The sequence below is a fragment of the Pedococcus aerophilus genome (genome assembly GCF_039532215.1).
GTDB lineage: Bacteria > Actinomycetota > Actinomycetes > Actinomycetales > Dermatophilaceae > Pedococcus > Pedococcus aerophilus.
Genome location: NZ_BAAARN010000001.1, coordinates 1303403 through 1326284, shown reverse-complemented (window position 1 = coordinate 1326284; position 22882 = coordinate 1303403). Strand labels below are relative to the sequence as shown.

Annotated in this window: 23 protein-coding genes; 13 read left to right on the top strand and 10 right to left on the bottom strand. The window is 71.8% G+C overall.

Annotated features, from left to right (window positions below; genetic code table 11):
• Nucleotides 1-18: 18 nt before the first annotated feature.
• Complete coding sequence (locus ABD286_RS06230; protein ID WP_344191294.1) at nucleotides 19-837, bottom strand: enoyl-CoA hydratase/isomerase family protein; 819 nt, start codon at nucleotides 835-837, stop codon at nucleotides 19-21.
• 178 nt (nucleotides 838-1015) lie between these two features.
• Here ABD286_RS06230 and ABD286_RS06225 point away from each other — a divergent pair, with 178 nt between their 5' ends.
• The 3 genes from ABD286_RS06225 (at nucleotide 1016) to ABD286_RS06215 (ending at nucleotide 3207) form a co-directional block, all read left to right on the top strand.
• A complete protein-coding gene (locus ABD286_RS06225) occupies nucleotides 1016-1189 on the top strand; it encodes a DUF3117 domain-containing protein (protein ID WP_082552876.1) in 174 nt (57 codons plus the stop codon).
• 144 nt (nucleotides 1190-1333) lie between these two features.
• Nucleotides 1334-2854 (top strand): leucyl aminopeptidase family protein, encoded by a 1521-nt coding sequence (locus tag ABD286_RS06220; protein WP_344191291.1) that lies wholly within the window; start codon nucleotides 1334-1336, stop codon nucleotides 2852-2854.
• Complete coding sequence (locus ABD286_RS06215; protein ID WP_344191289.1) at nucleotides 2851-3207, top strand: hypothetical protein; 357 nt, start codon at nucleotides 2851-2853, stop codon at nucleotides 3205-3207. Before ABD286_RS06220 ends, ABD286_RS06215 begins: the two co-directional genes overlap by 4 nt.
• Before the next feature lie 83 nt (nucleotides 3208-3290).
• On the opposite strand, the gene ABD286_RS06210 is transcribed toward ABD286_RS06215, so the two are convergent.
• A complete protein-coding gene (locus ABD286_RS06210; protein ID WP_344191287.1) occupies nucleotides 3291-3923 on the bottom strand; it encodes an O-methyltransferase in 633 nt (210 codons plus the stop codon).
• A 169-nt stretch (nucleotides 3924-4092) separates the two neighbouring features.
• Here ABD286_RS06210 and sigE point away from each other — a divergent pair, with 169 nt between their 5' ends.
• The 4 genes from sigE (at nucleotide 4093) to ABD286_RS06190 (ending at nucleotide 7498) form a co-directional block, all read left to right on the top strand.
• A complete protein-coding gene (sigE, locus tag ABD286_RS06205) occupies nucleotides 4093-4746 on the top strand; it encodes an RNA polymerase sigma factor SigE (RefSeq protein ID WP_344193289.1) in 654 nt (217 codons plus the stop codon).
• 65 nt (nucleotides 4747-4811) lie between these two features.
• Nucleotides 4812-5405, top strand: coding sequence for a hypothetical protein (locus ABD286_RS06200; RefSeq protein WP_344191285.1), 594 nt, complete (start codon nucleotides 4812-4814; stop codon nucleotides 5403-5405).
• Nucleotides 5402-7138: a S1C family serine protease gene (locus tag ABD286_RS06195; protein ID WP_344191283.1), complete on the top strand. Its 1737-nt coding sequence runs from the start codon at nucleotides 5402-5404 to the stop codon at nucleotides 7136-7138. The genes ABD286_RS06200 and ABD286_RS06195 overlap by 4 nt, the downstream gene beginning before the upstream one ends.
• Before the next feature lie 12 nt (nucleotides 7139-7150).
• Nucleotides 7151-7498, top strand: a complete 348-nt coding sequence (locus tag ABD286_RS06190) for a twin-arginine translocase TatA/TatE family subunit (RefSeq protein WP_344191281.1) — start codon at nucleotides 7151-7153, stop codon at nucleotides 7496-7498.
• A gap of 9 nt (nucleotides 7499-7507) precedes the next feature.
• Here the strand turns inward: ABD286_RS06190 and ABD286_RS06185 are convergent, their stop codons facing one another.
• Genes ABD286_RS06185 through ABD286_RS06170 form a run of 4 tightly spaced genes read right to left on the bottom strand, consistent with a single transcriptional unit; the run spans nucleotide 7508 to nucleotide 11186 of the window.
• Nucleotides 7508-8653, bottom strand: coding sequence for an Mrp/NBP35 family ATP-binding protein (locus tag ABD286_RS06185; protein ID WP_344191279.1), 1146 nt, complete (start codon nucleotides 8651-8653; stop codon nucleotides 7508-7510).
• A 9-nt stretch (nucleotides 8654-8662) separates the two neighbouring features.
• The gene (locus tag ABD286_RS06180) at nucleotides 8663-9232 is read right to left on the bottom strand and encodes a DUF1003 domain-containing protein (RefSeq protein ID WP_344191277.1); all 570 of its coding nucleotides are present in this window, start codon (nucleotides 9230-9232) and stop codon (nucleotides 8663-8665) included.
• Nucleotides 9225-10499, bottom strand: a complete 1275-nt coding sequence (locus ABD286_RS06175; RefSeq protein ID WP_344191275.1) for a magnesium transporter MgtE N-terminal domain-containing protein — start codon at nucleotides 10497-10499, stop codon at nucleotides 9225-9227. Before ABD286_RS06175 ends, ABD286_RS06180 begins: the two co-directional genes overlap by 8 nt.
• A gap of 21 nt (nucleotides 10500-10520) precedes the next feature.
• Entirely contained in the window at nucleotides 10521-11186 is a 666-nt protein-coding gene (locus ABD286_RS06170; RefSeq protein WP_344191273.1) for a hypothetical protein, read from the bottom strand.
• A gap of 51 nt (nucleotides 11187-11237) precedes the next feature.
• Between ABD286_RS06170 and ABD286_RS06165 the strand changes: the two genes are divergently transcribed.
• The 3 genes from ABD286_RS06165 (at nucleotide 11238) to ABD286_RS06155 (ending at nucleotide 14444) form a co-directional block, all read left to right on the top strand.
• Nucleotides 11238-12329 (top strand): HpcH/HpaI aldolase/citrate lyase family protein, encoded by a 1092-nt coding sequence (locus ABD286_RS06165; RefSeq protein ID WP_344191271.1) that lies wholly within the window; start codon nucleotides 11238-11240, stop codon nucleotides 12327-12329.
• Entirely contained in the window at nucleotides 12329-13228 is a 900-nt protein-coding gene (locus ABD286_RS06160) for an HpcH/HpaI aldolase/citrate lyase family protein (protein ID WP_344191269.1), read from the top strand. The genes ABD286_RS06165 and ABD286_RS06160 overlap by 1 nt, the downstream gene beginning before the upstream one ends.
• Nucleotides 13229-13463: 235 nt before the next feature.
• Nucleotides 13464-14444, top strand: coding sequence for a peptidoglycan-binding protein (locus tag ABD286_RS06155; protein WP_344191267.1), 981 nt, complete (start codon nucleotides 13464-13466; stop codon nucleotides 14442-14444).
• 38 nt (nucleotides 14445-14482) lie between these two features.
• Here the strand turns inward: ABD286_RS06155 and ABD286_RS06150 are convergent, their stop codons facing one another.
• Nucleotides 14483-15337, bottom strand: coding sequence for a serine protein kinase RIO (locus tag ABD286_RS06150; protein WP_344191265.1), 855 nt, complete (start codon nucleotides 15335-15337; stop codon nucleotides 14483-14485).
• A 316-nt stretch (nucleotides 15338-15653) separates the two neighbouring features.
• On the opposite strand from ABD286_RS06150, the gene ABD286_RS06145 reads away from it, so the two are divergent.
• Nucleotides 15654-16865 (top strand): acyl-CoA dehydrogenase family protein, encoded by a 1212-nt coding sequence (locus tag ABD286_RS06145; RefSeq protein WP_344191263.1) that lies wholly within the window; start codon nucleotides 15654-15656, stop codon nucleotides 16863-16865.
• A 73-nt stretch (nucleotides 16866-16938) separates the two neighbouring features.
• On the opposite strand, the gene ABD286_RS06140 is transcribed toward ABD286_RS06145, so the two are convergent.
• Nucleotides 16939-18642 (bottom strand): cell wall-binding repeat-containing protein, encoded by a 1704-nt coding sequence (locus tag ABD286_RS06140; protein WP_344191261.1) that lies wholly within the window; start codon nucleotides 18640-18642, stop codon nucleotides 16939-16941.
• A gap of 124 nt (nucleotides 18643-18766) precedes the next feature.
• Between ABD286_RS06140 and ABD286_RS06135 the strand changes: the two genes are divergently transcribed.
• Together ABD286_RS06135 and ABD286_RS06130 are read left to right on the top strand one after the other, a co-directional pair.
• Nucleotides 18767-19339, top strand: coding sequence for a general stress protein (locus ABD286_RS06135; protein WP_344191259.1), 573 nt, complete (start codon nucleotides 18767-18769; stop codon nucleotides 19337-19339).
• Between the two features lie 126 nt (nucleotides 19340-19465).
• Complete coding sequence (locus tag ABD286_RS06130) at nucleotides 19466-20209, top strand: PIG-L deacetylase family protein (RefSeq protein ID WP_344191257.1); 744 nt, start codon at nucleotides 19466-19468, stop codon at nucleotides 20207-20209.
• Between the two features lie 31 nt (nucleotides 20210-20240).
• Here the strand turns inward: ABD286_RS06130 and ABD286_RS06125 are convergent, their stop codons facing one another.
• Together ABD286_RS06125 and ABD286_RS06120 are read right to left on the bottom strand one after the other, a co-directional pair.
• The gene (locus ABD286_RS06125) at nucleotides 20241-21734 is read right to left on the bottom strand and encodes an aminopeptidase P family protein (protein WP_344191255.1); all 1494 of its coding nucleotides are present in this window, start codon (nucleotides 21732-21734) and stop codon (nucleotides 20241-20243) included.
• A 54-nt stretch (nucleotides 21735-21788) separates the two neighbouring features.
• Complete coding sequence (locus ABD286_RS06120) at nucleotides 21789-22790, bottom strand: DNA topoisomerase IB (protein ID WP_344191253.1); 1002 nt, start codon at nucleotides 22788-22790, stop codon at nucleotides 21789-21791.
• Nucleotides 22791-22882 lie beyond the last annotated feature (92 nt).

The window sequence follows — 22882 nt, the reverse complement described above, 5'->3', positions numbered from 1 at the left end:
CCGGCTGAACGGTGGCGGCTACGCCCCGGTGAAGGTGGGCTTCTCCTTGGCGAGGAACGCCGCCACGGCGGCCTTGTGGTCGGCGCTGGCGCCCGTCAGGGCCATGTACTCGCCCTCGCGCTCCAGGGATTCGCTCAGCCCGTGACCGGCGCTGAAGGCCACCGCGTTGCGGATCGAGCCGTAGGCCAGGGTCGGACCGGAGGCCAGCGTCGTCGCGAGCTCGCGGACCGTGGGCTCGAGCTCGTCGGCCGCGACCACGCGCGTGACGATGCCGAGGGCGAGGCACTCGTCGGCTGGCACGGTCCGGGGGAGCAGCAGCAGCTCCTTGGCCCGCGCAGGACCGACGAGCCGCTGCAGGCTCCACGACGAACCCGAGTCGCACGACAGGGCGATCCCGGCGAAGGCCAGGTTGAACCCCGCGGTGTCGACCATCACGCGGAAGTCCGCCGCCAGGGCGAAGGCGGCACCGGCGCCCGCGGCGACGCCGTTGAGGGCGGCCACGACCGGCTTGTTCATCGTCGTGAGCAGCTCGACGATGGGGTTGTAGTGCTTCGGGACGGTCTCCCACAGCGACGGGTCGTCGCTCTGCTGGAGCCGGATGTGCTCCTTGAGGTCCTGTCCCACGCAGAACGCCCGGCCGCTGCCAGTGAGCACGACGCACCGCACCGTGGCGTCGGCGGCGACGTCGGTCAGCGCCGTCAGCAGCGCCTCCTTCGTCGGGGTGTCGAGGGAGTTCATCGCCTCCGGCCGGTTGAGGCGGACCGTCGCCACGGCGCCCTCGCGCTCGACGACGACGGGCTCGTTCGGGGTCTGCGGTGCGACGGTGCTCTGGGCCATGCGGGACATCATGCCCTGCGCTCACCGAGGCCCCGAGGTCTCACCCCCGACCCGGATTTCGCCTGTGAGCGGGTTCACGGGATAATGGAGCAAATCTGGCACGCACGGGCGGAACTCAAGCACTGGCGTGGACCCGCGTGCCCAGCAGCAAACCACGCCAAACGGAAGGGACACACCCATGGCGGCAATGAAGCCGAGGACTGGCGACGGCCCGCTCGAGGTGACCAAGGAAGGTCGCGGCATCGTGCTGCGCATGCCCCTCGAGGGTGGTGGCCGTCTCGTCGTCGAGATGACCCCCGACGAGGTCCGCGCGCTGGGTGAGGCCATCGACAACTGCGAAGGCCTGAAGTAGCCCCGCCTCCACACCTTTCGAGGACCCCCTCCGGCACCGTCCGGAGGGGGTCCTCGCACGTCCGGGCCCGGCCGGGCCACCCGCCCGTGCGGCCCCCGGCACGGGTATGGAGCGTGCTCCCCGCCGGTGGGTAGGGTCAGGGCCGTGCCTGCACCTGAACTGCTCGACCCCCCGTCCAGCTCGTGGTCCCTGCGGCCCGACCCGCTCGCCGACGTCCTGGCCGACCTCGACCCGACCGACCTCGTCCTGGCCGTGCCGGTCCACGCCGGCGGGCTGCCCTCCGGCGAGGACGTCGCGGCTGTCCTGCAGGTCGTCGGGCTCGATGTCAGCGAGGTCCAGGCCGCCCACGAGCCGAGCAGCGAGGCCGGGGCCGTCACGCGCCTCCAGCTGGTGCCGGGGGAGCGCGCAGCCCGAACCGTGCTGCTCGTCGGTCTCGGTGACGGGGCCCCGGACGCGCTGCGCACCGCAGGTGCGGCGCTCGGTCGCGCGGGCCGCGGTCGCACCTCGTTGGTCGTGGCCGTCAGCGGGCTCAGCGCCGAGGGCCAGGCAGCGCTCGTCGAGGGCATCGCCCTAGGGGGCTTCACCTCCCCCCGGTGGCTGGGGACCGACGCCAAGCCGGCGAGCCGGCCGGCCGCCGAGGTGACCCTCGCCGGCGAGTTCGACGAGGTCGTCTGCAGCCGGGCGGTGACGCGCGCCCGGGCGACGATGCTGGCCCGCAACCTCGCCGTCGTGCCCTCCAACACCAAGAACCCCGCGTGGATGGCGGCGCAGGCCCGCGTGGTGGGCCGCCGCGCAGGTCTGGACGTCAAGGTCTGGAGCGAGCGGGAGCTGAAGGCAGAGGGCTTCGGCGGCATCCTCGCCGTGGGCGCCGGCTCGGCCACCCCGCCCCGCCTCGTCCAGCTCGCGCACGTCCCGGCGGGCGCCACGGCGACGACTCCCCACGTGGTCCTGGTCGGCAAGGGGATCACCTTCGACACCGGTGGGCTCGACATCAAGCCTGCCGAGGGCATGCTCGCCATGAAGACCGACATGTCGGGCTCCGCCATCGTGCTCGCGGTGCTCGAGGCCTGCGCGATCCTCGACCTGCCGGTACGCGTCACCGGGCTCCTCGCGCTGGCGGAGAACGCGGTGAGCGGCAGCGCCTACCGGCCCTCCGACGTCCTCACCATGTACGGCGGCCGGACGGTCGAGATCGGCAACACCGACGCCGAGGGCCGGATCGTCATGGCCGACGCCCTCGCCTACGCGGACGCGCACCTCGAGCCGGACGTCCTGCTCGACATCGCCACCCTCACCGGGGCCGCCCGCGTCGCCCTGGGGCGCTCCATGGCTCCCGTGTACGCCACGGACGACGCACTGAGCGACGCCCTGGTCGCAGCAGGTCGGGCGACCGGCGAGCTGCTGTGGCCGTTCCCGCTCGTGGACGACTACCGCTTCGCGCTCGACAGCGAGGTGGCGGACGTCAACCACATCGCGGGCACTCCCGTCGGCGCCGGCTCGATCACGGCAGCATTGTTCCTGCGCGAGTTCGTGGGCGAGCGACGCTGGGCGCACCTCGACATCGCCGGGGTGGGTCGTTCCGACGTCGACCGCGGACTCCTGACCAAGGGCGGGACGGGCTTCGGAGCCCGCCTGCTGCTCACCTGGCTGGAGGAGATGTCATGAACGCGGGATACGGATTGTCGGTGCGCTGGTCGCTCGAGAACGCCCCGAAGGACGTCGCCACGTCGCTGCGCGACTACGTCGTCGGCACGTCGATGGCGAAGTTCATGTTCCTCGACGGGTTGGCGTTCAAGACCTGGCGGATGGTCGAGGGCCAGTGGTTCGAGGGCACCTACGTCTTCGACCAGCAGGTCTACCGCGACGACTTCCTCAAGGAGTTCGCCGAGACGGCCGCAGAGTCGGCCGGCAGCGCCATCATCGGCTCGCCGCCGATCCTCATGGAGCCGTTCGAGGTCGTGGCGATCGCCGAGGGGCCCGGGCAGTTCCGTCGAGGTCCCGGTCCCGGCACCGCCTGAGCGCAGGCACACGACGTGCGAACGCCGCACCACTCTGACCGGGTGGTGCGGCGCTCGCACGAGCAGACGGGAGGCGGCCTGCGTCAGCGCTTGACGGCCGCCAGCACGCCGTCGCCGACGGGCAGCAGGGCGGGGACCAGCCGGTCGTCGTCCCGCAGCTTCTTGCCGAGGTCGCGCAGGACGGTCGTCTGGTCGTCGCGCGCAGCCGGATCGGCGACCTTGTCATGCCACAGCATGTTGTCGAGCACCAGCACGCCGCCCGAGCGCAGCAGGCGGATCGCGTGGTCGACGTACTCGGGGTACTCGCCCTTGTCGCCGTCGACCACGACCATGTCGTAGGCGCCGTCGGTCATGCGGGGCAGGACGTCCAGGGCCCGGCCGGTGATGACGCGGGTCCGCTGGTGGGCGACCCCGGCCTCGGCGTAGGCCTTCTTGGCGACGCCCTGGTGCTCGGCCTCGACGTCGATGGTCGTGAGGATGCCGTCGTCGGGCATCCCTTGGAGCATCCAGAGGCCGGAGGTGCCCGCGCCGGTGCCGATCTCGACGACCGAGCGAGCCTTCACCGCGGCCGCGAGAAGGCGGAGCAGCACACCGGCGCCGTTGCCGACCGGGGTCGCGCCGAGCTCCTCGCCGCGACGGCGGGCGTTCTCGATCACCTCGTTCTCGGTGACGAACTCCTCGGCGTAGGCCCAGCTGGCCGGCTTCTGTGCACTCATGCGGGAAACCCTACTGCCGCGAGCGCACCGCTCTGGCCCCCGCGGCATACAGGAAACGCTCAGGTTGTTGGGGAACCATGCAAGCCAGTCGGTCGTCTGGACCGAATGCATGGTGTGAGCGCCGCAACGGCGCCCGACGGAGGTGAGGGACGTGACCGCGACCGACACGATCGGCCCGGCCCGGCAGGATGTCCACGGTGACGTCCAGGAGGCCCCCGCCTGGGTGCCCCCGACGTGGGAGGAGATCGTCGAGCAGCACTCTGCCCGCGTCTACCGCCTGGCCTACCGCCTCACCGGCAACCCGCACGACGCCGAGGACCTGACCCACGACGTGTTCATCCGCGTGTTCCGGTCCCTGCACAGCTACCAGCCCGGCACCTTCGAGGGCTGGCTGCACCGCATCACCACCAACGTCTTCCTCGACAAGATGCGACGCAAGCAGCGCATCCGGTTCGACGCCCTGTCCGACGAGAGCGCGGCCCGCCTGCCCACCCGGGAGGCAGGCCCTGAGGCGGCGTACGACGCCACCCACTTCGACGACGACGTGCAGCGTGCGCTCGACGCCCTGTCGCCCGACTTCCGGGCAGCGGTCGTCCTGTGCGACATCGAGGGCCTGTCCTACGAGGAGATCGCCACCACGCTCGGGGTCAAGCTCGGCACGGTGCGCTCGCGCATCCACCGTGGGCGCGCGCAGCTGCGTGAGGCCCTCGCCCACCGCGACCCGACCCTGGACCGCCCGGCCCTGGACATCGACCGCACCCCCGTCCCTGCTGCCCGGCGACGTCTCCCGGTGATCCGCCGCGCGGTCCCGGGGTCGCGGTGAGCCGGCTCGGCCTGCCCGGCGCCCGCTGCCTCGGTGCCGACCTGACCGCGTACGCGGATCGGGTCATGGACACTGCCAGCCTGCTCAAGTGGGACCGGCACGTCGTGGCCTGCACCTGCTGCCGCGCAGCGGTGGACGAGGAGCGTCGCGTGCTGGCGTCGCTGCGCTCGCCGTCGGCCCCCGGCGTCCCGGGCGACCTGCGGGGGATGCTCCTCGCGATGGCGAACGACCCCGGTGCCGCCGGTGCGGCGCCACCCGGTCACGCCCTCGCCGACCGATCTGCCCGCGCAGCCTGGTCGCTGCCGATGGTGCCCCCCGTGCCGACCGCGCCCGTCCCCGTCGTCGACCGCGGCGCCCCGGCCATGCACCGGTCCGCCCGGCGGGCCACCGTCTTCGCCGGCCTCGCCGCCGGCGCCACCGCGGCGGCCGCCTGGAGCCTGGTGGTGACCGGTGGCAGCCTGACCTCGCCCACCCCCACGAGCGTCACCCCCGGCACCGTCCAGCGGGCAAGGCCCGCTCCCGGCTTCGCCACCGCCGCCTTCACCGTCCCGGTCCTCGGGACGCGGACGCCGGCGACGCCCCCGCGGAGCACGCAGCCCACCCGTTCTGCCCCCGACGTGGGCGCGGCACGGCTGGGTTCGGCACAATCGACCCCATGAGCGACGAGCGTCCCCCGACCAGCGACCAGCCCGGTCACGAGGCGGACCGGCAGGAGGGCCACGTGCCGGCCCCTGCCACCGACGCGTCCGTCCCCGCGACCGAGGCCCGACCCGAGGCGCCGGCTTCGGCCGGTGCGGCTGAGCCCGCCGCCGCTCCCGAACCGGTGTGGGATCCGTGGGCGCCGCCGCGCGCCGCCGCTCCCGCCACGGGTGCGACCGAGCAGCCGTATGGCGCCGCGGCGCCGGCTCCCGCGCCGCACGACCACACCCAGCCCGTCGACCTGTCGCACACCCAGGAGATCTCTCGCGCCCCGGACGGGGCCGCCCAGACTCCGGTGTGGGCCAGCGAGCCCACGGGCTGGCCGACCCAGGGCGACCGGGACACCACCTCCGACGCCTCGGCCGGCGCGCCGGGCACCACGCCCGCCGTCGCTCCGGGCAGCTCCTCGGGCAGCTCCTCGGGCAGCTCCTCGGGCAGCTCCTCGGGTGGTCCGTCGACCGCCGCCCCGGGCGCCGGGTGGGACCCCATCTCCGCGGCCAGCGCCGACGCCGGGTACCCCAGCCAGCAGGTTCACTGGGTGGGCGGCCAGCCCGTCGCCACGAGTGCGCCCCACCAGAAGGGCCCCGGCTGGGGCGCGCTGGTGGCCGTCGCCGCCGTGTCCGCCCTCGTGGCCGCGACCCTCGGTGGGATGTTCGGGGGGTGGCTGGGTGCGACGGACCGGATCGGCTTCGGCAACCTCGACCGCACCGGCACCTCGATCCCGTCGGTCGGAGCAGGGGCGACCGCTCGTCCCGAGGGCAGCATCGCCAACATCGCCGCCAAGGCGCTGCCGAGCGTCGTGACCATCAAGGTCAAGGGTGCGGACGGTGCCGGCACCGGGTCGGGCTTCGTGCTCGACCGGGACGGCCACATCATCACCAACAACCACGTCGTGGCCAGCGCGGCCGACGGGGGCACCATCGCGGTGGAGCTCTCCAACGGCACCGAGATCGAGGCCACCATCGTCGGCCGCGACAGCTCCTACGACCTGGCCGTGCTCAAGACCGACCGCACGGACCTCGTGCCGCTGGTCATCGGGTCGTCCAAGGACGTCGTCGTCGGTGACCAGGTCATCGCGGTCGGTGCACCCCTCGGCCTGGAGTCCAGCGTCACCTCGGGCATCGTCAGCGCCCTCAACCGACCGGTGAGCCCCGGCGGCGACGGCGACCAGCAGTCGTTCATCAACGCGATCCAGACCGATGCCGCGATCAACCCCGGCAACAGCGGCGGCCCGCTGCTGGACATGCAGGGGCACGTGATCGGCATCAACTCCGCCATCGCGCGCATCCCGGGGGCGGCCGACGTGCAGTCGGGCAACATCGGGGTCGGGTTCTCCATCCCGAGCGACCAGGTCGCCAAGACCGCCGAGCAGCTCATCAAGACCGGCAAGGCCGAGCACCCGATCATCGGGGTCGTGCTCGACCGGCAGTACACCGGCAGCGGCGTGAAGATCCTGGCCGACGGCTCCGGCACCGGCGGCGACCCGGTGAGCAAGGACGGTCCCGCCGACAAGGCCGGCATCAAGCCCGGCGACGTCATCGTCGAGTTCGACGGCCGACCCGTCTCGGACGCCGATGACCTCGTCGTCGCGATCCGTGCCAAGAGCGTCGGGGACGCCGTGCCGATGAAGCTCAAGCGCGGAAGTGAGACGATCAGCGTCACAGTCACCCTGTCGGGAACCTCCGGCAGCTAGAACGGAGGCGCAGTGCTCGACATCGGTGGGTGGGAGTTCATCGCCCTGATCGTCCTGGCCGTGGTCATCCTCGGCCCGGAACGGCTGCCCGACTACGCCGCGAAGCTGGGTCGGTTCGTCCGGCAGGCCCGTTCGATGGCCGAGGGTGCCAAGGGCCAGCTGCGCGAGCAGATGGGGCCCGAGTTCGACGACATCAACTGGCAGCAGTACGACCCGCGGCAGTACGACCCGCGCCGCATCGTCCGCGAGGCGCTCCTGGAGCCCGACGCCGACGACGACAGCACGCAGGCCGCCGGGGCTCCGGCGGCCGTGGCGCACGACCCGTCGCGGGCCACGCCGTACGACGTCGACGCGACCTGACGCGTTCGGTCAGCGACCGACGGGGGACAGGCCCAGGGAACGCCCCGCGAGCCCGCGCGAGCGGGTGCCGAGACCACGGGCGATGCCCCGCAGGGCCACGGCGGCAGCGGACTCGGGGTTGCGCAGGACGACCGGCACACCCTCGTCGGCACCTTCGCGCAGGTTGGTGTCGAGCGGGATCTGGCCGAGCAGCGGCACGTCCGCCCCGACGGCGCGGGTGAGCGACTCGGAGACCCGCTGGCCACCCCCGGAGCCGAAGATCTCCTGCCGGGAGCCGTCGGGCAGCTCGAGCCACGACATGTTCTCGATGACGCCGACGATGCGCTGGTGCGTCTGGAGGGCGATCGAGCCGGCACGCTCGGCGACCTCGGCCGCCGCCTGCTGCGGGGTCGTCACGACGAGGATCTCCGCGCCGGGGATGAGCTGGGCCACCGAGATCGCGATGTCACCGGTGCCCGGCGGGAGGTCGAGGAGCAGGACGTCGAGGTCGCCCCAGAAGACGTCGCCGAGGAACTGCTGGAGCGCCCGGTGCAGCATCGGTCCGCGCCAGACGACCGGCTGGTTGCCGGGCACGAACATCCCGATCGAGATGACCTTCACCTCGTGGCTGATCGGCGGCAGGATCATGTCGTCGACCTGGGTGGGCCGGTGCTCCACGCCGAGCATGCGGGGCACGGAGAAGCCGTAGACATCGGCGTCGACGACACCGACGCGCAGGCCGCTCTGGGCCAGGGACGCCGCGAGGTTGACGGTGACCGAGGACTTGCCGACGCCGCCCTTGCCGGAGGCCACGGCATACACACGGGTCAGGGACCCGGGCCGCGCGAAGGGGATCTCCCGCTCGGCCACCCCGCCGCGCAGCTGCTGGCGCAGGGTGGTGCGCTGCTCGTCGCTCATCACGCCCAGCGTCACGTCGACGGCGCTCACGCCGGGGACCTTCGCCAGGGCCGCGGTGGTGTCCTTGGTCAGCGTGTCCTTCATGGGGCAGCCGGAGACGGTCAGCAGGATGGTGACGGCCACCCGGCCGGTCTCGTCCACCGTGCAGCTCTCGACCATGCCGAGCTCGGTGACCGGCTTGCGGATCTCGGGGTCGATGACCGTCGCGAGGGCTTGGTGGAGGGCATCGTCGGTCACAGGTGCTGCGGGGTGGGGCATGCCCCCATGCTAGGTCGCGGACGTGTCCCGCGAAGAACCGGTCGCCCCGCCCCGGTTGTCATCTCCCTCACGCCGTCGCGACTCCAGGCTGCGCTCGTCCAGCTCCTCGAGGAGGCTGCGCAGCTCGGAACGGACGAAGTCGCGGGTGGCGGTGTCACGCATGGCCAGGCGCAGGGCCGCCACCTCACGGGTGAGGAACTCGGTGTCGGCGAGGTTGCGCTCGTCGCGAGCACGGTCCTGCTCCAGGGCGACCCGGTCGCGGTCCGCCTGACGGTTCTGGGCGAGCAGGATCAGCGGGGCTGCGTACGAGGCCTGCAGGCTGAGCATGAGCGTGAGGAAGATGAAGGCGTAGGGGTCCCAGCGCAGGTCGACCGGCCCGAAGGCGTTCCAGCCGATCCAGGCGATGACGAACAACGTCATGTAGATGAGGAAGCGCGGCGTCCCCATGAAGCGGGCGAACCGCTCGCTCCAGACGCCGAACGTCTCCTGGTTGACCGAGGGGCGAGGCAGCAGGGCGCGACGCGTCTCGCGCGGCTGGTCCAGCCGCGCCGCGTTGTTGCGGTTGGGACGCTCAGCCACGGGTCACCTCGTGCCGCTCCTCGCGCCAGTCGTCGGGGAGGATGTGGTCGAGCACGTCGTCCACGGTGACGGCGCCGACGAGGCGCCCGTCCTCGTCGACGACAGGCACGCCGACGAGGTTGTAGGTCGCCAGCATGCGGGTGACCTGGCCGAGGGGGGCCTCCGCCGTCAGCGGCTCGATCTCCTTGTCGAGGATGCTCCCGATCGAGCCGTGCGGGGGCTCGCGCAGGAGTCGCTGGATGTGGACCATCCCGAGATATTTGCCCGAGGGCGTCTCGTGCGGGGCGCGGCAGACGTAGATCGTCGAGGCCAGTGCGGGGGAGAGCTCGACGCGTCGCACGACCGCCAGGGCCTCCGCGATCGACGCCTCCGGCCCGAGGATGACCGGCTCGGTGGTCATCATGCCGCCGGCCGACTCCTCGTCGTAGGTCAGCAGGCGTCGCAGGTCGGCGGCCTCGTCGGGCTCCATGAGCTGGAGCAGCTCCTCCTGCTTCTCGGAGGTGAGGTTGTGCAGGAGGTCGGTGGCGTCGTCGGGCTCCATGGCCTCAAGGACGTCGGCGGCGCGCTCGGCGGGCAGGGAGTCGAGGATTTCGACCTGGTCGTCCTCCGGCAGCTCCTCGAGGACGTCGGCGAGCTTGTCGTCGTCCATCGCCTCGGCGACCTCGGCACGACGCTTGGGCGACAGGTCGTGGATGACGTCGGCGAGGTCGGCGGACTTGAGGTCGTCGTAGGTCTCCAGCAGCATCGCCGCCGACTGGCCGCCCGAGGACTGGTGGATGCCCGTGACGTCCTCGACCGGGACGAGCACGGTCGCACCGCGCCGCCGCCGGAACGGACCGATCGAGGTGCGGCCGCCGCCCTGCCGGACGAAGACCTTCGAGATCGACCAGTCACGGCTGCGCTCGCGCTCGATGGCGACGTCCTCGACGGTCGCCGTGTAGGCGCCCTCGGGGTCGGCCACGGTGACCGTGCGCTCGAGGATCTCGGCCATGACGAGGACCTCGTTGGTGCGCTGCTCGAAGCGGCGCATGTTGACCAAGCCGGTGGTGATGACCTGTCCGCCGTCGACCGACGTCACCCGGGTCATCGGGACGAACACCCGCCGCCGTCCGGGCACCTCGACGACCAGTCCGATCACGCGCGGACGGCGCCGCGAGGCGCCGAACGTGACGACGACGTCGCGGACCCGGCCCACCTGGTCACCGAGCGGGTCGAACACGCTCAGGCTGGTCAGGCGGCCCACGAAGACACGCGACGGAGTGCTCACGCCGCAAGGCTATCCGGCTGGTCAGTCGGCAGCAGGGAGGTGGTTGCCACCATGGGTGTGCCCGCTGTCGGCACGAGGGCTGCCACGTCGACGTCGCGGCCGTCCACGCCAGTGCCACGGACGCCACCGGGAGGTCGTCGCGTCCGACGCCGGGACGGGCGCGGCGCCGGATCCCGTGCCGTAGCTGCCGGGTGCCTCGAGCGGCGCGCCGTAGGGCGTGAGGGCCCGGACCGTGCACTCACCGGCCCAGCGGTCGACGAGGTTGTCGGTGGCGTTGAGCCGCGAGGCCCTGAGGGCGTCCGTCGCAGGCATCCACCGCTCGTCGTCGGGGCGCACCTCACGGACGGTCGCGGAGACCGTGAGCAACCGACCGCCGGTGTCCTTGCTGCGCAGGAGGAGGGTGACTTGGTCCGGGAGCCACGGCAGCGTCTGCTCGCCCGGACCGGACACGACGTAGACCGTCTCGTCCGCCCACGCGTGCCAGAACGGCCAGGCCCGGTCACCCGGGGGCTGGACCCACATGAGGCCGGACTTGGTGGCTGCCTCCGCGAAGAGGGCTGTGACGTTGAGGGAGGGGGCGGGCGTCCCCGACGACGCCTCCGACGACACCTTGGGCGACGCCTCGGCCCGCGGCCCTGCGCCCTCCCGCGGGGCCGTCCCGGGCTGCTCGGGAGCGGTGTCGGTCACACGTGAACTCTGTCATAACCGCGGTGCGACCGTCGCTGCTAGCGTCGCCGCGTGCGCAGCCCCAAGGACTTCTTCGCCCCCCTGGCCGTGGGTGCTCCGGCGCCCCTGACGCAGGTCCCCTCGCGGCCCTCGAGGGTCATCCACTTCTTCGACCCGAGCAACGAGAAGATGGCAGCCAAGGTCCCGGCGATGGTCGGCACCGTCGATGTCCTGCTGGGCAACCTCGAGGACGCCGTCAAGGCGGACCGCAAGGAGGCTGCCCGCGCCGGGCTCGTCGCCATCGCGAAGGCGACCGACTTCGGCGAGTCCACCCAGCTCTGGACGAGGATCAACAGCCTCGACAGCCCGTGGGCCCTGGACGACCTCACCACTTTGGTCACCGAGATCGGCGACACGCTCGACGTGGTCATGGTGCCGAAGGTGCAGGGGCCCGAGGACATCCACTACGTCGACCGGCTGCTCGCCCAGCTGGAGGCGAAGGCAGGGCTGACCCGACCGATCCTCGTGCACGCCATCCTCGAGACCGCCCGCGGCGTCGCGAACGTCGAGGAGATCGCCGGCGCCAGCCCCCGGATGCAGGGCATGTCGCTCGGCCCGGCCGACCTCGCCGCCGACCGTCGGATGAAGACGACCCGTGTGGGAGGTGGGCACCCGGGCTACCTCGTCCGCCAGGACCCGCCGACCGGTGTCGACGACGCGGTGCACGCGTCCCGCGCCACCTACCAGCAGGACCTGTGGCACTACACGATCGCGCGGATGGTCGACGCCTGCGCGATGCACGGGATCTTCCCCTACTACGGCCCCTTCGGGGACATCGCCGACGTGGTCGCCTGCGAGGACCAGTTCCGCAACGCGTTCCTGCTCGGGTGCGTGGGCACGTGGTCGCTGCACCCGGTGCAGGTCGAGATCGCCAAGCGCGTCTTCAGCCCGTCGCCCGAGGACGTCGCGCACGCCCGTCGGGTCGTCGAGGCGATGGGTGACGGCACCGGCGCCGTCATGCTCGACGGGAAGATGGAGGACGACGCGAGCCTCAAGCAGTGCCAGGTGATGCTCGAGCTCGCCGAGCGCCTCGCAGCGACGGATCCTGTTCTGGCGCAGGCGTATGCAGCGCAGTCACCGTCGTCCGAGGGGGAGGGTTCCTGATGGGCGACCTCCGCGCGGACGGCGGCCAGGCGGCATACCGGCCTCGTCGGTCCGTCCTCTACATGCCGGCCTCCAACGAACGCGCCCTGGAGAAGGCCAAGACCCTCCCGGTCGACGCGCTGATCCTCGATCTCGAGGACGCGGTGGCCCCTGACGCCAAGGAGCAGGCTCGTGAGAACGCCTGCGCCGCAGCGCGATCCGGGGAGTACGGCTCCCGCGAGGTGACGATCCGGATCAACGGCACCGGCACGCAGTGGCACGACGAGGACCTCGCCGCCGCGTGCGCCGCGGGACCCGACGCCGTCGTCGTCCCCAAGGTCGGCTCCGCGCAGGAGGTCCGTGACCTCGTCGCGGCGATGGAGGCGGCAGGCGCGCCGGACCGCACGTCCCTGTGGGCGATGGTAGAGACGCCCGCGGCGATGCTGCACTGCGAGGAGATCGCTGCCGCCTCCGAGCGGCTCACCGTGCTCGTGATGGGGACCAACGACCTGGCCAAGGAGCTGCAAGCCGAGCACGTGCCGGGGCGCCAGCCGCTGCTCACCGGTCTGGGGCTGTGCCTGCTCGCCGCCCGCGCGACCGGCACCGCGATCCTCGACGGCGTCTACAACGACGTGCGGGACGCCGAGGGGTTCGCCGCCGAGTGCCTGCAGGCCCGGCAGCTGGGCTTCGACGGAAAGACCCTCGTCCACCCCGGTCAGGTCGAGCCCTGCAACGAGGTGTTCGCACCCAGCGCGGCGGCGGTGGAGGAGGCCCGCGGGATCCTGCAGGCCTGGGAGGACGGCGCCGGCGCCGGGGTCGTGACCTACGGCGGCAAGATGGTCGAGAGCCTGCACGTCGACACCGCCCGCCGGGTCCTGACCGTCCACGCGGCCGTCACCGGGACCGCCCCGAGAGGCTGAGAAAAAACTTTCGAACCGGAGGCAACCTTTCGTCCCGGGTCCGCGTCTAGGTGAGTGCGGTCGCCCTCGGGGGGAGGGCGACCGCGCCATGTCCGGGGGGATGCGGCACCGACCGGGAGCAGGTCTCGAGTCGGCAACGACACGTGTCGGGGACAACCGGTCGGGCAGCTGGTGCGTCACCCTGAGTGAGGTCTCGAACAGCACACCTCGACCGCGCAGCGACGAGAGGCACACGATGCTCCACCAGCGATTCGGCTCGACCACCCGCACGACCCGACGGGGAACGGCCCTCGCGGCCGGCCTCCTGGCCGCCACCACGGTGCTGGCCGGGTGCGGGGTGGTGTCGATCAGCGATCCCCGCAGCTCCGCTGCCGAGCCCGCGGCGTCGTCGCCGGTCGAACCGGCACCGGTGGCTCCGGAGACCGGGTCGACGCAGGAGCCGAGCCCCGAGGTGCCGCTGCCCTCGGTGACGACGTCGGTGCCCAGCACGGCTGGTCCCACGACGCCGGCTCCCTCGACCACCACACCGTCGCCCACGTCCACGTCCACGGCCCCGAAGCCTGCGCCGAAGCCGACCACGTCGGCCCCCGCCACCCCGAAGCCGAAGCCTGTGCCCACCGAGGGGGACACCCTCCACGTCGGCGACTCCGGCCCCTACGTCAGGTCCGTCCAGCAGCGACTGACGTCCCTGGGCTACTGGAACGGCAGCGCCGACGGCCAGTTCGGCATGCTCACCGCGCAGGCGGTCATGGCCCTGCAGAAGGCAGCCGGGCTCGGGCGTGACGGTGTCTACGGCCCGTCGACCCGTGCAGCGCTCAAGAACGGTGTCCGGCCGCAGTCACGCCTCGGCGGGACCGGCATCGAGATCGACAAGGCGCGCCAGCTTCTGCTCGTCGTCCGGGGTGGGCGGGTCACGACGATCCTCAACACGAGCACGGGAAGCGGCGAGCGGTACACGTCCAACGGTGTGGAGCACGTCGCCACCACGCCGGCCGGGACGTTCAGCACCTTCCGCTCGGTCGACAGGCTCGACAAGGGGCCCCTCGGTGACCTGTGGCGTCCGAGGTACTTCAACGGCGGCATCGCGGTCCACGGGGCGGGCTCCATCCCCGGCTACCCCGCCTCCCACGGGTGTGCCCGCGTCAGCAACCCCGCGATGGACATGATCTGGGCGAACGGCCTCATGCCCATCGGCAGCCGGGTGACCGTGTACTGACGCGGGTCCCACGAGCACCGGCACGGCCGGCCCGCCTCTCACCACCGGGAGGTGGCTGCGGCGACGAGGTCACCGAGCAGCTCGCCGTGGTCGACGTCCAGGCCCCGCGTCGTGAACCAGCGGCACATGTTCGTGACGTCGCGCTCGAGGAACTCGAAGCCGCGCGGGTTGCCGATGATGTCGACGATCTGCGGCCAGTCGATGACGACGAGGCGCTCGTGGTGCAGGAGGACGTTGTAGGGCGACAGGTCGCCGTGGGTCCAGCCGCGCTCGGCGAGGGCGACCAGCACCGCGCGCAGCTGCTCGAAGAGCTCGGGCAGCAGGTCGGCCGCAGGCCGTGCCTGGGCGAGCCGTGGGGCAGCCACACCGTCCTCGCCGATGAACTCCATGAGCATCTCGCGGTCGTCGAGCTGCACCGGGTAGGGAACGGGAATCCCCATGTCCCACAACGTCCCCAGCGCCTCGAACTCGGCCATCGCCCATTGGCCCGACAACAGCTCGCGACCGAACTCCGTGCGCCGGGCCATGGCCCGCATCTCGCGGCTGCGGCGGACCCTCCGCCCCTCGTGGTACCCGGCGTCGCGGTGGAACATCCGGTGCTCGCCGGTGCGGTAGCGCTTGGCGGCGAGGAGGCTGTCGAGGGCGGGTGACGTCGTGCCGTCGGGGACCCAGCGTCGGACGATGTGGACGTCCGCCTCCTTGCCCGTCTTGAGGACCCCGAGGTCGGTCTCGACGGCGGCGAGGGCGGTGATGACCCAGTCGGGTCGGGGTTTGGGACCGTGCGTGGCGCCGTCCCAGCTCGACCAGCGCTCGCCCTCGGGCGGGTCGTCGGGTCGGCTGTCGAACGCGAAGAGGTCAGACCCCTGAGGGGCTGCGGACTCCTGGAACTGCATGGGTGAACTCCATCGGAAGAGGGGAGAGGGCACGGGTGGTGCCCGGGACAGTCGTGGACATCTCGACCCTCCGTTTCTTCCGGCTGGAGCTGGGGCGCGTGGCCTCGTGCGACGCGCGTATCGGTGAGAGCGTGACAGAGGGGTGTGGCGCCGCGCCACCGGTTTTCCTGCTCCAGATCTTTGCGCCGGTTCCGGTGCTGGGTGGGGAGGCTCACACGCGGTGGACCTGTGCCCGGGCCGGGCCGCTCGGCATACTCGCGGAAGGTCTGCATCTCGCAGGCGCCCAGTCCCGCGAACGCAAGGTGGCGATCCTCGGATGTCCCGACTCCAGCAGACCGATGGCCTGACCGACGAGCAGGTCGAGCTGGTCAAGCTCGTCCGCGAGTTCGTCGAGGAGCAGATCATCCCGGTGGCGCAGGAGCTCGAGCACGCCGACGAGTACCCGACCGAGATCGTCGAGGGCATGAAGGAGATGGGGATCTTCGGGCTGATGATCCCCGAGGAGTACGGCGGCCTCGGCGAGTCCCTGCTGACCTACGCCCTCGTCGTCGAGGAGATCGCCCGCGGCTGGATGTCGGTCAGCGGGATCATCAACACCCACTTCATCGTCGCCTACATGCTGCTCCAGCACGGGACCGAGGAGCAGAAGCAGCGCTACCTGCCGCGGATGGCGACGGGGGAGGTGCGCGGCGCGTTCTCGATGTCCGAGCCGGGCCTCGGCTCGGACGTCTCGGCGATCAGGTCCAAGGCGGTCAGGGGCGGCGGTGAGGGCGACGCCACCGAGTGGACGGTCACCGGTCAGAAGATGTGGCTGACCAACGGTGGCAGCGCGAATCTCGTTGCAGTGCTGGTGAAGACGGACCTCGGTGCCGACTCGGTGTACAAGAACATGACGACCTTCCTCGTCGAGAAGGAGGCCGGGTTCGGGGAGACCGCCCAGGGCGTCACGATCCCCGGGAAGATCGAGAAGATGGGCTACAAGGGCGTCGACACGACCGAGCTCGTCCTCGACGGGCACCGGACGACGTCGGCCCAGATCCTCGGCGGCGAGCCGGGCAAGGGCTTCTACCAGATGATGGACGGCGTCGAGGTCGGCCGGGTCAACGTCGCCGCCCGCGCCTGCGGCGTCTCGATGCGCGCCTTCGAGCTCGGGATCGCCTACTCCCAGCAGCGTGAGACGTTCGGCAAGAAGATCGCCGAGCACCAGGGCATCTTGTTCCGCCTCGCCGACATGGCGACCAGGGTGGAGGCCAGCCACCAGATGATGGTCAAGGCCGCTCGGCTCAAGGACGCCGGGAAGCGGAACGACCTCGAGGCCGGCATGGCCAAGTACCTGGCGTCGGAGAACTGCGCCAACGTCGTCGAGCAGTCGTTCCGCATCCACGGGGGCTACGGCTACTCCAAGGAGTACGAGATCGAGCGCCTCTACCGCGAGGCGCCGATGCTCCTCATCGGGGAGGGTACCGCCGAGATCCAGAAGATGATCATCGGTCGTCGCCTGCTCGAGGACTTCGCGCTCAAGAAGTAGTCGAGCTCGAGAGGTGGCAACGCTTCCAGGTCGCTGCAGCACTCGCAGGAGGAGCTGAGCCCTGGGCTGTGGTTCAGTACCTCGGCGCGTCCGGCAGGTCGAAGTAGTCCTCGAGCGTGTGCCAGCCACCGGAGTGGTAGTCCTGCGCCAGCGGCTTGCCCACGTACCGCAGGTGCCACGGCTCAGGGCTGTAACCCGTGGTCGAGGTGCGGCCGCTCTCGTAGCGCACGACGAAGCCGTACCGCCACGCGTTGGCTGCGATCCACCGACCCTGCGGGGTGCTGCCGATGCAGGTGTAGGAGCTGCAGTTCGCGGCACCGATGGGGGAGACGTCGGTGCCCAACCCGGTCTGGTGCTCGGAGTGGCCGGGGCGAGCGACCCACTTGTCGGCTTCGGCGACACCGCTGCTCGCGACCTTCGCGGAGTAGACGCTGGACTGGTAGCTGTAGGAGCGGTAGCCGCTCAGCATGGCGAGCCGGCCGGCGCCCGCGGACCGGGACCCCGCCGCGAGGTCGGCGAGTGCCGCGGCCGCGTCGGAGCGCAGCAGCTGGCCGTTGATGTTGGGGAGGCTGGGTCCGACCAACGGCGAGGGCGCGTAGCGCAGCGGGCTCAGGGGCCTCTTCTTGTTGACCACGACCCAGGGGCTCGACGCCGAGGAGATGCTCTGGCAGGGAGTGAGCGTGCCGACCAGGCCGCGGATGGCGCCGGGCCCCCCGACGAGCCGCAGCCGCCCGAACACCCCACGGCTCAGCTCGGTGCGGACGGTGGTCGTGGCGCAGTAGGGGGTCGACAGGTAGAGCGGTCGCTTGCTGCGGCCCGCGAGCACCCCGACGGCGAGCGCGTCCGCGAAGCCGGTGCCGGTAGCGACGTACGTGTCGCCCTTGGTCAGGGACGGGAAGGCCAGGTGGCTGACCGCGATCGCGGTCCGGTACCGGTCGCTCCCCGCCGATCGCGTGACCGAGCCCGAGCCGACCAGGCCTGTCAGGTCGGCCTGGATCCCGGAGGAGACGGCGCCGGTGCCCCCGGCGATCCGGACGGTGGTGACCCCGAGGTCGGTGAGCAGGCGACGGGTGGCTCCGGAGAGTCCGCGCGCGTTGCCGTCGACGAGCACCACCGGGCCACCGGCGGCACCGGCGGCCGGCCCGGCAGCCAACGCGTCGGCATACCCCCGTCCGGTCGTGACCCACGCCGTGCGGGCACCGGCGGGGAAGGCCTGTCGCGCCACGGCATCGGCGGTGGCGTAGCGGTCGGTCCCGGAGACGCGGCTCGCGGGGAGGCCGATCGCGCGGACGTCGTCCAGGACCTTCCCGGCCACGGCGCCCGGGCCTCCGACGACCACCACGCGGTCCGGGGCCAGACGTCGCAGCTCGCTGGCCGTCGCGGCCGTCAGCTTGTTGGACTGGGTGAGGAGCAGGGTGCCGGACGAGGCGACGGCAGCCGGACCGGCGGCGAGGGCGTCGGCGTAGCCGGTGCCCGAGGCGAGGTAGACGGTGGTCAGCCCCGCGGGGTTGGCCGACGGGAAGGCCGCACGCGAGGCGGCGACCGCCGTGGCGTACCGGTCGGCGCCGGCGATCCGGTCGGTCGTACGAGCTGCGAAGGCCGCTGCCCCGGCACCATCCGTGGTGGTCCCTGCGGCGGTGCCGATGCGCTCGCGAGAGTCCGGATCGCCACCCTGGGCGGCGACCGCGGAGCCGGGGGTGGCCAGGACGGCGACCACGACGGCCGCGGCACAGGCCGAGGTCGTCCTGGCGCGACGCATGCTGCTGGCTGGGGACACCACTCCAGAGTGACACCTCCGCCGCAAGGACGCGAGGGCGCCCGAGCAGTGGTGGCCGAACGGGCCAGCCCTCCGACGGCCGGGCGTTCAGGAAACGTCCAGCGGGCTTTGACACACTGTGGTCATGAGCACGCAGCCCACCGCCCTGAGTCGCTCCCGCGCCGTCCTCGCGCTGGAGTACCCGATGTCCCTGGGTCGGTACGACACCTACGAGAAGGCGCAGCGGGCGGTCGACTACCTGTCGGACCACGAGTTCCCGGTGCAGAACGTCCTCATCGTCGGCACCGACCTCAAGCAGCTCGAGAGGGTGACCGGTCGCCTGACGCGCGCCCGCGCCGCGCTCGGCGGGCTGATCTCCGGAGCCTGGCTCGGTCTGTTCGTCGGCTTCATCTTCGCCCTGCTCGACAGCCAGAGCGGCGCAGGCCTCTCCGGCATCCTCGCCACCGTGGCCTTCGGTGCGCTCTTCGGCGTCGTCTGGAGCCTCATCGGCTACCAGATCACCCGCGGCCCGCGGGACTTCACCTCGGTGATGCAGGTGGTGGCCACGCAGTACGAGGTCCTCGTCGAGCACAAGTTCGCCGTCCAGGCGCGCGAGCTCCTCACCCAGATGGACCCGATGGCCGCCGCCCAGGCGCAGGCGCAGGCCAACCTGGACGCCGCCCGCCAGCAGCAGGGCCACCAGCCCCCCACCGCCTGAGGCCACCACACCGGCAGTCTTCGAGGGATCCGGCGGACCAGAACCCGTCGGATCCTTCAAAGACCCCCCGGTGGCTGCGGCTTCCGGGGGATGGGCAGGGCCGACCACGAGCCGTACCCTGCGTGGATGAGCCAGCCTGCCGGTGACCGACCCGCGCTCGCCGAGTTCGGCGACGACTTCTCCAGCGTCCTGTGCGTCGTCGCGCACCCGGACGACATCGAGTACGGCACCGCCGCTGCGGTCGCGAGGTGGACCGCAGCAGGCAAGACGGTGACCTACTTCCTGCTCACGCGCGGCGAGGCGGGGATCGACACGATGCCCCCGGACCAGGCGGCCGGGGTCCGCGAGCAGGAGGAACGCGACGGCGCCGCGATCGTCGGGGTGAGCGAGGTCGACTTCGGAGACCACCGTGACGGGGTGGTCGAGTACGGGCTCGTGCTGCGCCGCGACATCGCCCGTCAGATCCGGCGCCGCAAGCCGGACGTGGTCATCACCGGCCACTACGGCGATCGGTTCGTCCAGGGGATGCTCAACCAGGCCGACCACCGCGCCGTTGGCCTGGCCTGCGTCGACGCGGTGGCGGACGCGGGCAACAGGTGGATCTTCCCCGAGCTCGTCGAGGAGGGCTTCGAGCCGTGGAACGTCAAGCGGCTGTGCTTCGCCGGCTCTCCCACCGCCACGCACTACGTCGACGTCACCGACCACGTCGAGCAGTCGGTGGCCTCGCTGGAGGCGCACGCGGCCTACAACGCAGCGCTGCCCGAGGAGTTTCCCAAGCCTGCCGACCTCATCGGCATGATCCTCGGGTGGGGCGGTCAGGCCGCGGGCGTCGACAAGGCCCTGACGCTCGACGTGGTGGACCGCCGCTGAGCCGGAACCTCGGCCCACCACGTCGACGGTGTCAGCGGGACTGGACCTCGGCGATCCACGCCTCGACGTCCTTGGAGGTGCGCGGCATGCCTGCGGAGAGGTTCTCGTGGCCGTCGGCCGTCACGAGGACGTCGTCCTCGATGCGCACGCCGATGCCGCGGAACCGCTCCGGCGCCTTCAGGTCGTCCGCCTTGAAGTAGAGGCCGGGCTCGACCGTGAGGATCATGCCGGGCCGGAGCTCGGCGTCCATGTACTCCTCGCGGGTCGCGAGGGCGCAGTCGTGCACGTCGAGGCCGAGGTGGTGGCTCGTGCCGTGCACCATCCAGCGACGGTGGTACTGCCCGTGCTCCTTGTCGAGCGTCCCCTCGACGTCGACACCCTCGGGCAGCAGCCCCCAGGCGTGCAGGTGCTCGGCGATCACGCGGATCGCGGCGGCGTGCACGTCGGAGAACTTGTTGCCGGGCTTGACCGCCGCGAGTCCGGCCTCCTGCGCGGCATAGACGGCGTCGTAGATCTCGCGCTGCGCGTCGGAGAAGGTGCCGTTGACGGGCAGGGTGCGGGTGATGTCGGCGGTGAAGAGGGAGTCCACCTCGACACCGGCGTCGAGCAGGATGAGGTCGCCGTCCTTGATCTCGCCGGTGTTCTTGATCCAGTGCAGCGTCGTGGCGTGGTCGCCGGCGGCGCAGATCGAGTCGTACCCCGTGCCGTTGCCCTCGTGGCGCGCGGTGAGGCCGAAGACGCCCTCGACCCAGCGCTCGCCGCGGCCCTTGGCCAGGGCCTCGGGCAGGTCGGCGATCACCGCGTCGAACCCGTGGTGGGTCGCCTCGACCGCCTTGCGCATCTCCTCGACCTCCCACTCGTCCTTGGTGAGGCGCAGGTGCGAGAGGAAGTGGGCCAGCTCGTCGTCGCTCTCGGTCAGCTCGTCGGCGTCGGTGTTCTCCGTCGTGCGGGCGGCGTCGAGCTGACGGGTGAGGTCGCGGTCGGCGTCGCGCACGACGCGGACGGTCACCTCGCCGGAGTCCTTGACCGCGGCGTCGGCGAACTCGTCGATGTGGCGGGCGGTGAGGCCCAGCTCGGTCTCGATGTCCTCGATGGTGGGACGCGCGCCGACCCAGAACTCGCCGTACCGCGCGTCGGCGAAGAACTCGTCGGTGTCGCGGCCGGCCAGCGGACGGAAGTACAGGATCGCTTCGTGCGAACCGTCGTCGCGCGGCTCCATCACCAGGACGGCATCGGGCTCGCGGTCGCCCCCGAGGCCGGTCAGGTGGACGAAGGCGGTGTGCGGGCGGAAGACGTAGTCGGTGTCGTTGCTGCGCACCTTGAGGCCACCGGCGGGGATGACGAGCCGGTCGCCCTCGTAGGCGGCGCTCACGGCGGCGCGACGGTCCGCGGCATACCGGGCGGCCTCGCTCAGCGCGGTGGCGCCGGGGGTGCGGGGCGCCCAGTCCTCGGCGACGAACGCACGGAACTCGTCGGTCGTCGGGCGGGCGCGGTTCTCGGGCTTGGTCTGCTCTTCGCTGCTCACCCGAGCATCGTGCCACGCCGGTGCTGCGCGTCGCAGCCCCCGGGGCGGCCCACCTCAGCTGGGCGCGAGCAGCGCGAGCACGGCCTTCTCGATCGCGACCTGGCGGCGTTCGGGGCTCCGGTAGCGGCTCGGGTCGACCGCGATCACCGTGCCGGACTCGTAGCTGTCGAGGACGCGTGGGTCGATGTAGGAGTTCTTGGCGATCGTCGGGGTGTTGCCCAGGTAGCTCGCGACCTCCTCGACCGCGGCCTTGATGGCGCGCTTGCGGGACGCCTTGGTGTCGCCAGGCTCGTCGCTCGCCCGCAGGGCCACCGCGGCGAGCACCGTGGCGTGCCAGGTCCGGAAGTCCTTGGCGGTCATCTCGCCGCCGAGCAGCTCGGCGAGGTAGGCGTTGACGATGGAGGCGTCGAGGTCGGCCCACTTCTTCGCGTCCTGGTAGGCCAGCAGGCGCTTGCTCGCGTGCCGGCGCTTGCGCAGCCGGTCGAGCGCCTCCATGGCGGCGGTGTCGTCGATCTCGATGCAGTGCTCGACGCCGGACTTCCCGACGAAGCAGAAGACGATGACGTCGCCCTTGCGCGTGACGTGCTGGCGCTCGAGGGTCGTCAGGCCGAAGGACCCGTTGTCCTCGGTGTAGACGTCGCTGCCGATGCGGAAGTAGCCCAGGTCGAGCAGGCGGACGGCCACGGCGGCGGCCCGGCCACGCGGCATACCCTCCAGCGCGAGGTCCTTGAGCACGCGCTTGCGCGCAGCGGGCAGGCGCGTGGCGGCGCCGAGGACACGGTCGAACTTCGCGGCGTCGCGCTTGAGGCGCCAGTCCGGGTGGTAGAGGTACTGGCGCCGTCCGGCCGCGTCGGTGCCCACGGCCTGGATGTGGCCGTTGGGGACGGGGCAGATCCAGACGTTCTCCCAGGCCGGGGGGATGACCAGGGCACGGATGCGCTCGACGTCCGCGGCGGGCAGGCGGGCGCCGTCGGCGTCGAGGTAGGTGAACCCCTTGCCGGCCCTTCGGCGGGTCCAGCCACGGGAGGCGGGGGAGACGGTGCGCAGGCGAGCCATGCTGGGACCCTAAGCCAAAACCGCAGGTCAGGCCCCTCGGGGAGAGTTCCTGCAGCGGGACCGCAGCGGGACGGGCGCCGGTATGGCGCGCG

Excerpts from the sequence above, each read along its gene's own strand:
- ABD286_RS06230 (WP_344191294.1), bottom strand. The coding sequence starts at position 837 with ATGGCCCAGAGCACCGTCGCACCGCAGACCCCGAACGAGCCCGTCGTC.
- ABD286_RS06225 (WP_082552876.1), top strand. The coding sequence starts at position 1,016 with ATGGCGGCAATGAAGCCGAGGACTGGCGACGGCCCGCTCGAGGTGACC.
- ABD286_RS06215 (WP_344191289.1), top strand. The coding sequence starts at position 2,851 with ATGAACGCGGGATACGGATTGTCGGTGCGCTGGTCGCTCGAGAACGCC.
- ABD286_RS06210 (WP_344191287.1), bottom strand. The coding sequence starts at position 3,923 with ATGAGTGCACAGAAGCCGGCCAGCTGGGCCTACGCCGAGGAGTTCGTC.
- ABD286_RS06200 (WP_344191285.1), top strand. The coding sequence starts at position 4,812 with ATGGACACTGCCAGCCTGCTCAAGTGGGACCGGCACGTCGTGGCCTGC.
- ABD286_RS06195 (WP_344191283.1), top strand. The coding sequence starts at position 5,402 with ATGAGCGACGAGCGTCCCCCGACCAGCGACCAGCCCGGTCACGAGGCG.
- ABD286_RS06185 (WP_344191279.1), bottom strand. The coding sequence starts at position 8,653 with ATGCCCCACCCCGCAGCACCTGTGACCGACGATGCCCTCCACCAAGCC.
- ABD286_RS06160 (WP_344191269.1), top strand. The coding sequence starts at position 12,329 with ATGGGCGACCTCCGCGCGGACGGCGGCCAGGCGGCATACCGGCCTCGT.
- ABD286_RS06155 (WP_344191267.1), top strand. The coding sequence starts at position 13,464 with ATGCTCCACCAGCGATTCGGCTCGACCACCCGCACGACCCGACGGGGA.
- ABD286_RS06150 (WP_344191265.1), bottom strand. The coding sequence starts at position 15,337 with ATGCAGTTCCAGGAGTCCGCAGCCCCTCAGGGGTCTGACCTCTTCGCG.
- ABD286_RS06145 (WP_344191263.1), top strand. The coding sequence starts at position 15,654 with ATGTCCCGACTCCAGCAGACCGATGGCCTGACCGACGAGCAGGTCGAG.
- ABD286_RS06135 (WP_344191259.1), top strand. The coding sequence starts at position 18,767 with ATGAGCACGCAGCCCACCGCCCTGAGTCGCTCCCGCGCCGTCCTCGCG.
- ABD286_RS06130 (WP_344191257.1), top strand. The coding sequence starts at position 19,466 with ATGAGCCAGCCTGCCGGTGACCGACCCGCGCTCGCCGAGTTCGGCGAC.
- ABD286_RS06120 (WP_344191253.1), bottom strand. The coding sequence starts at position 22,790 with ATGGCTCGCCTGCGCACCGTCTCCCCCGCCTCCCGTGGCTGGACCCGC.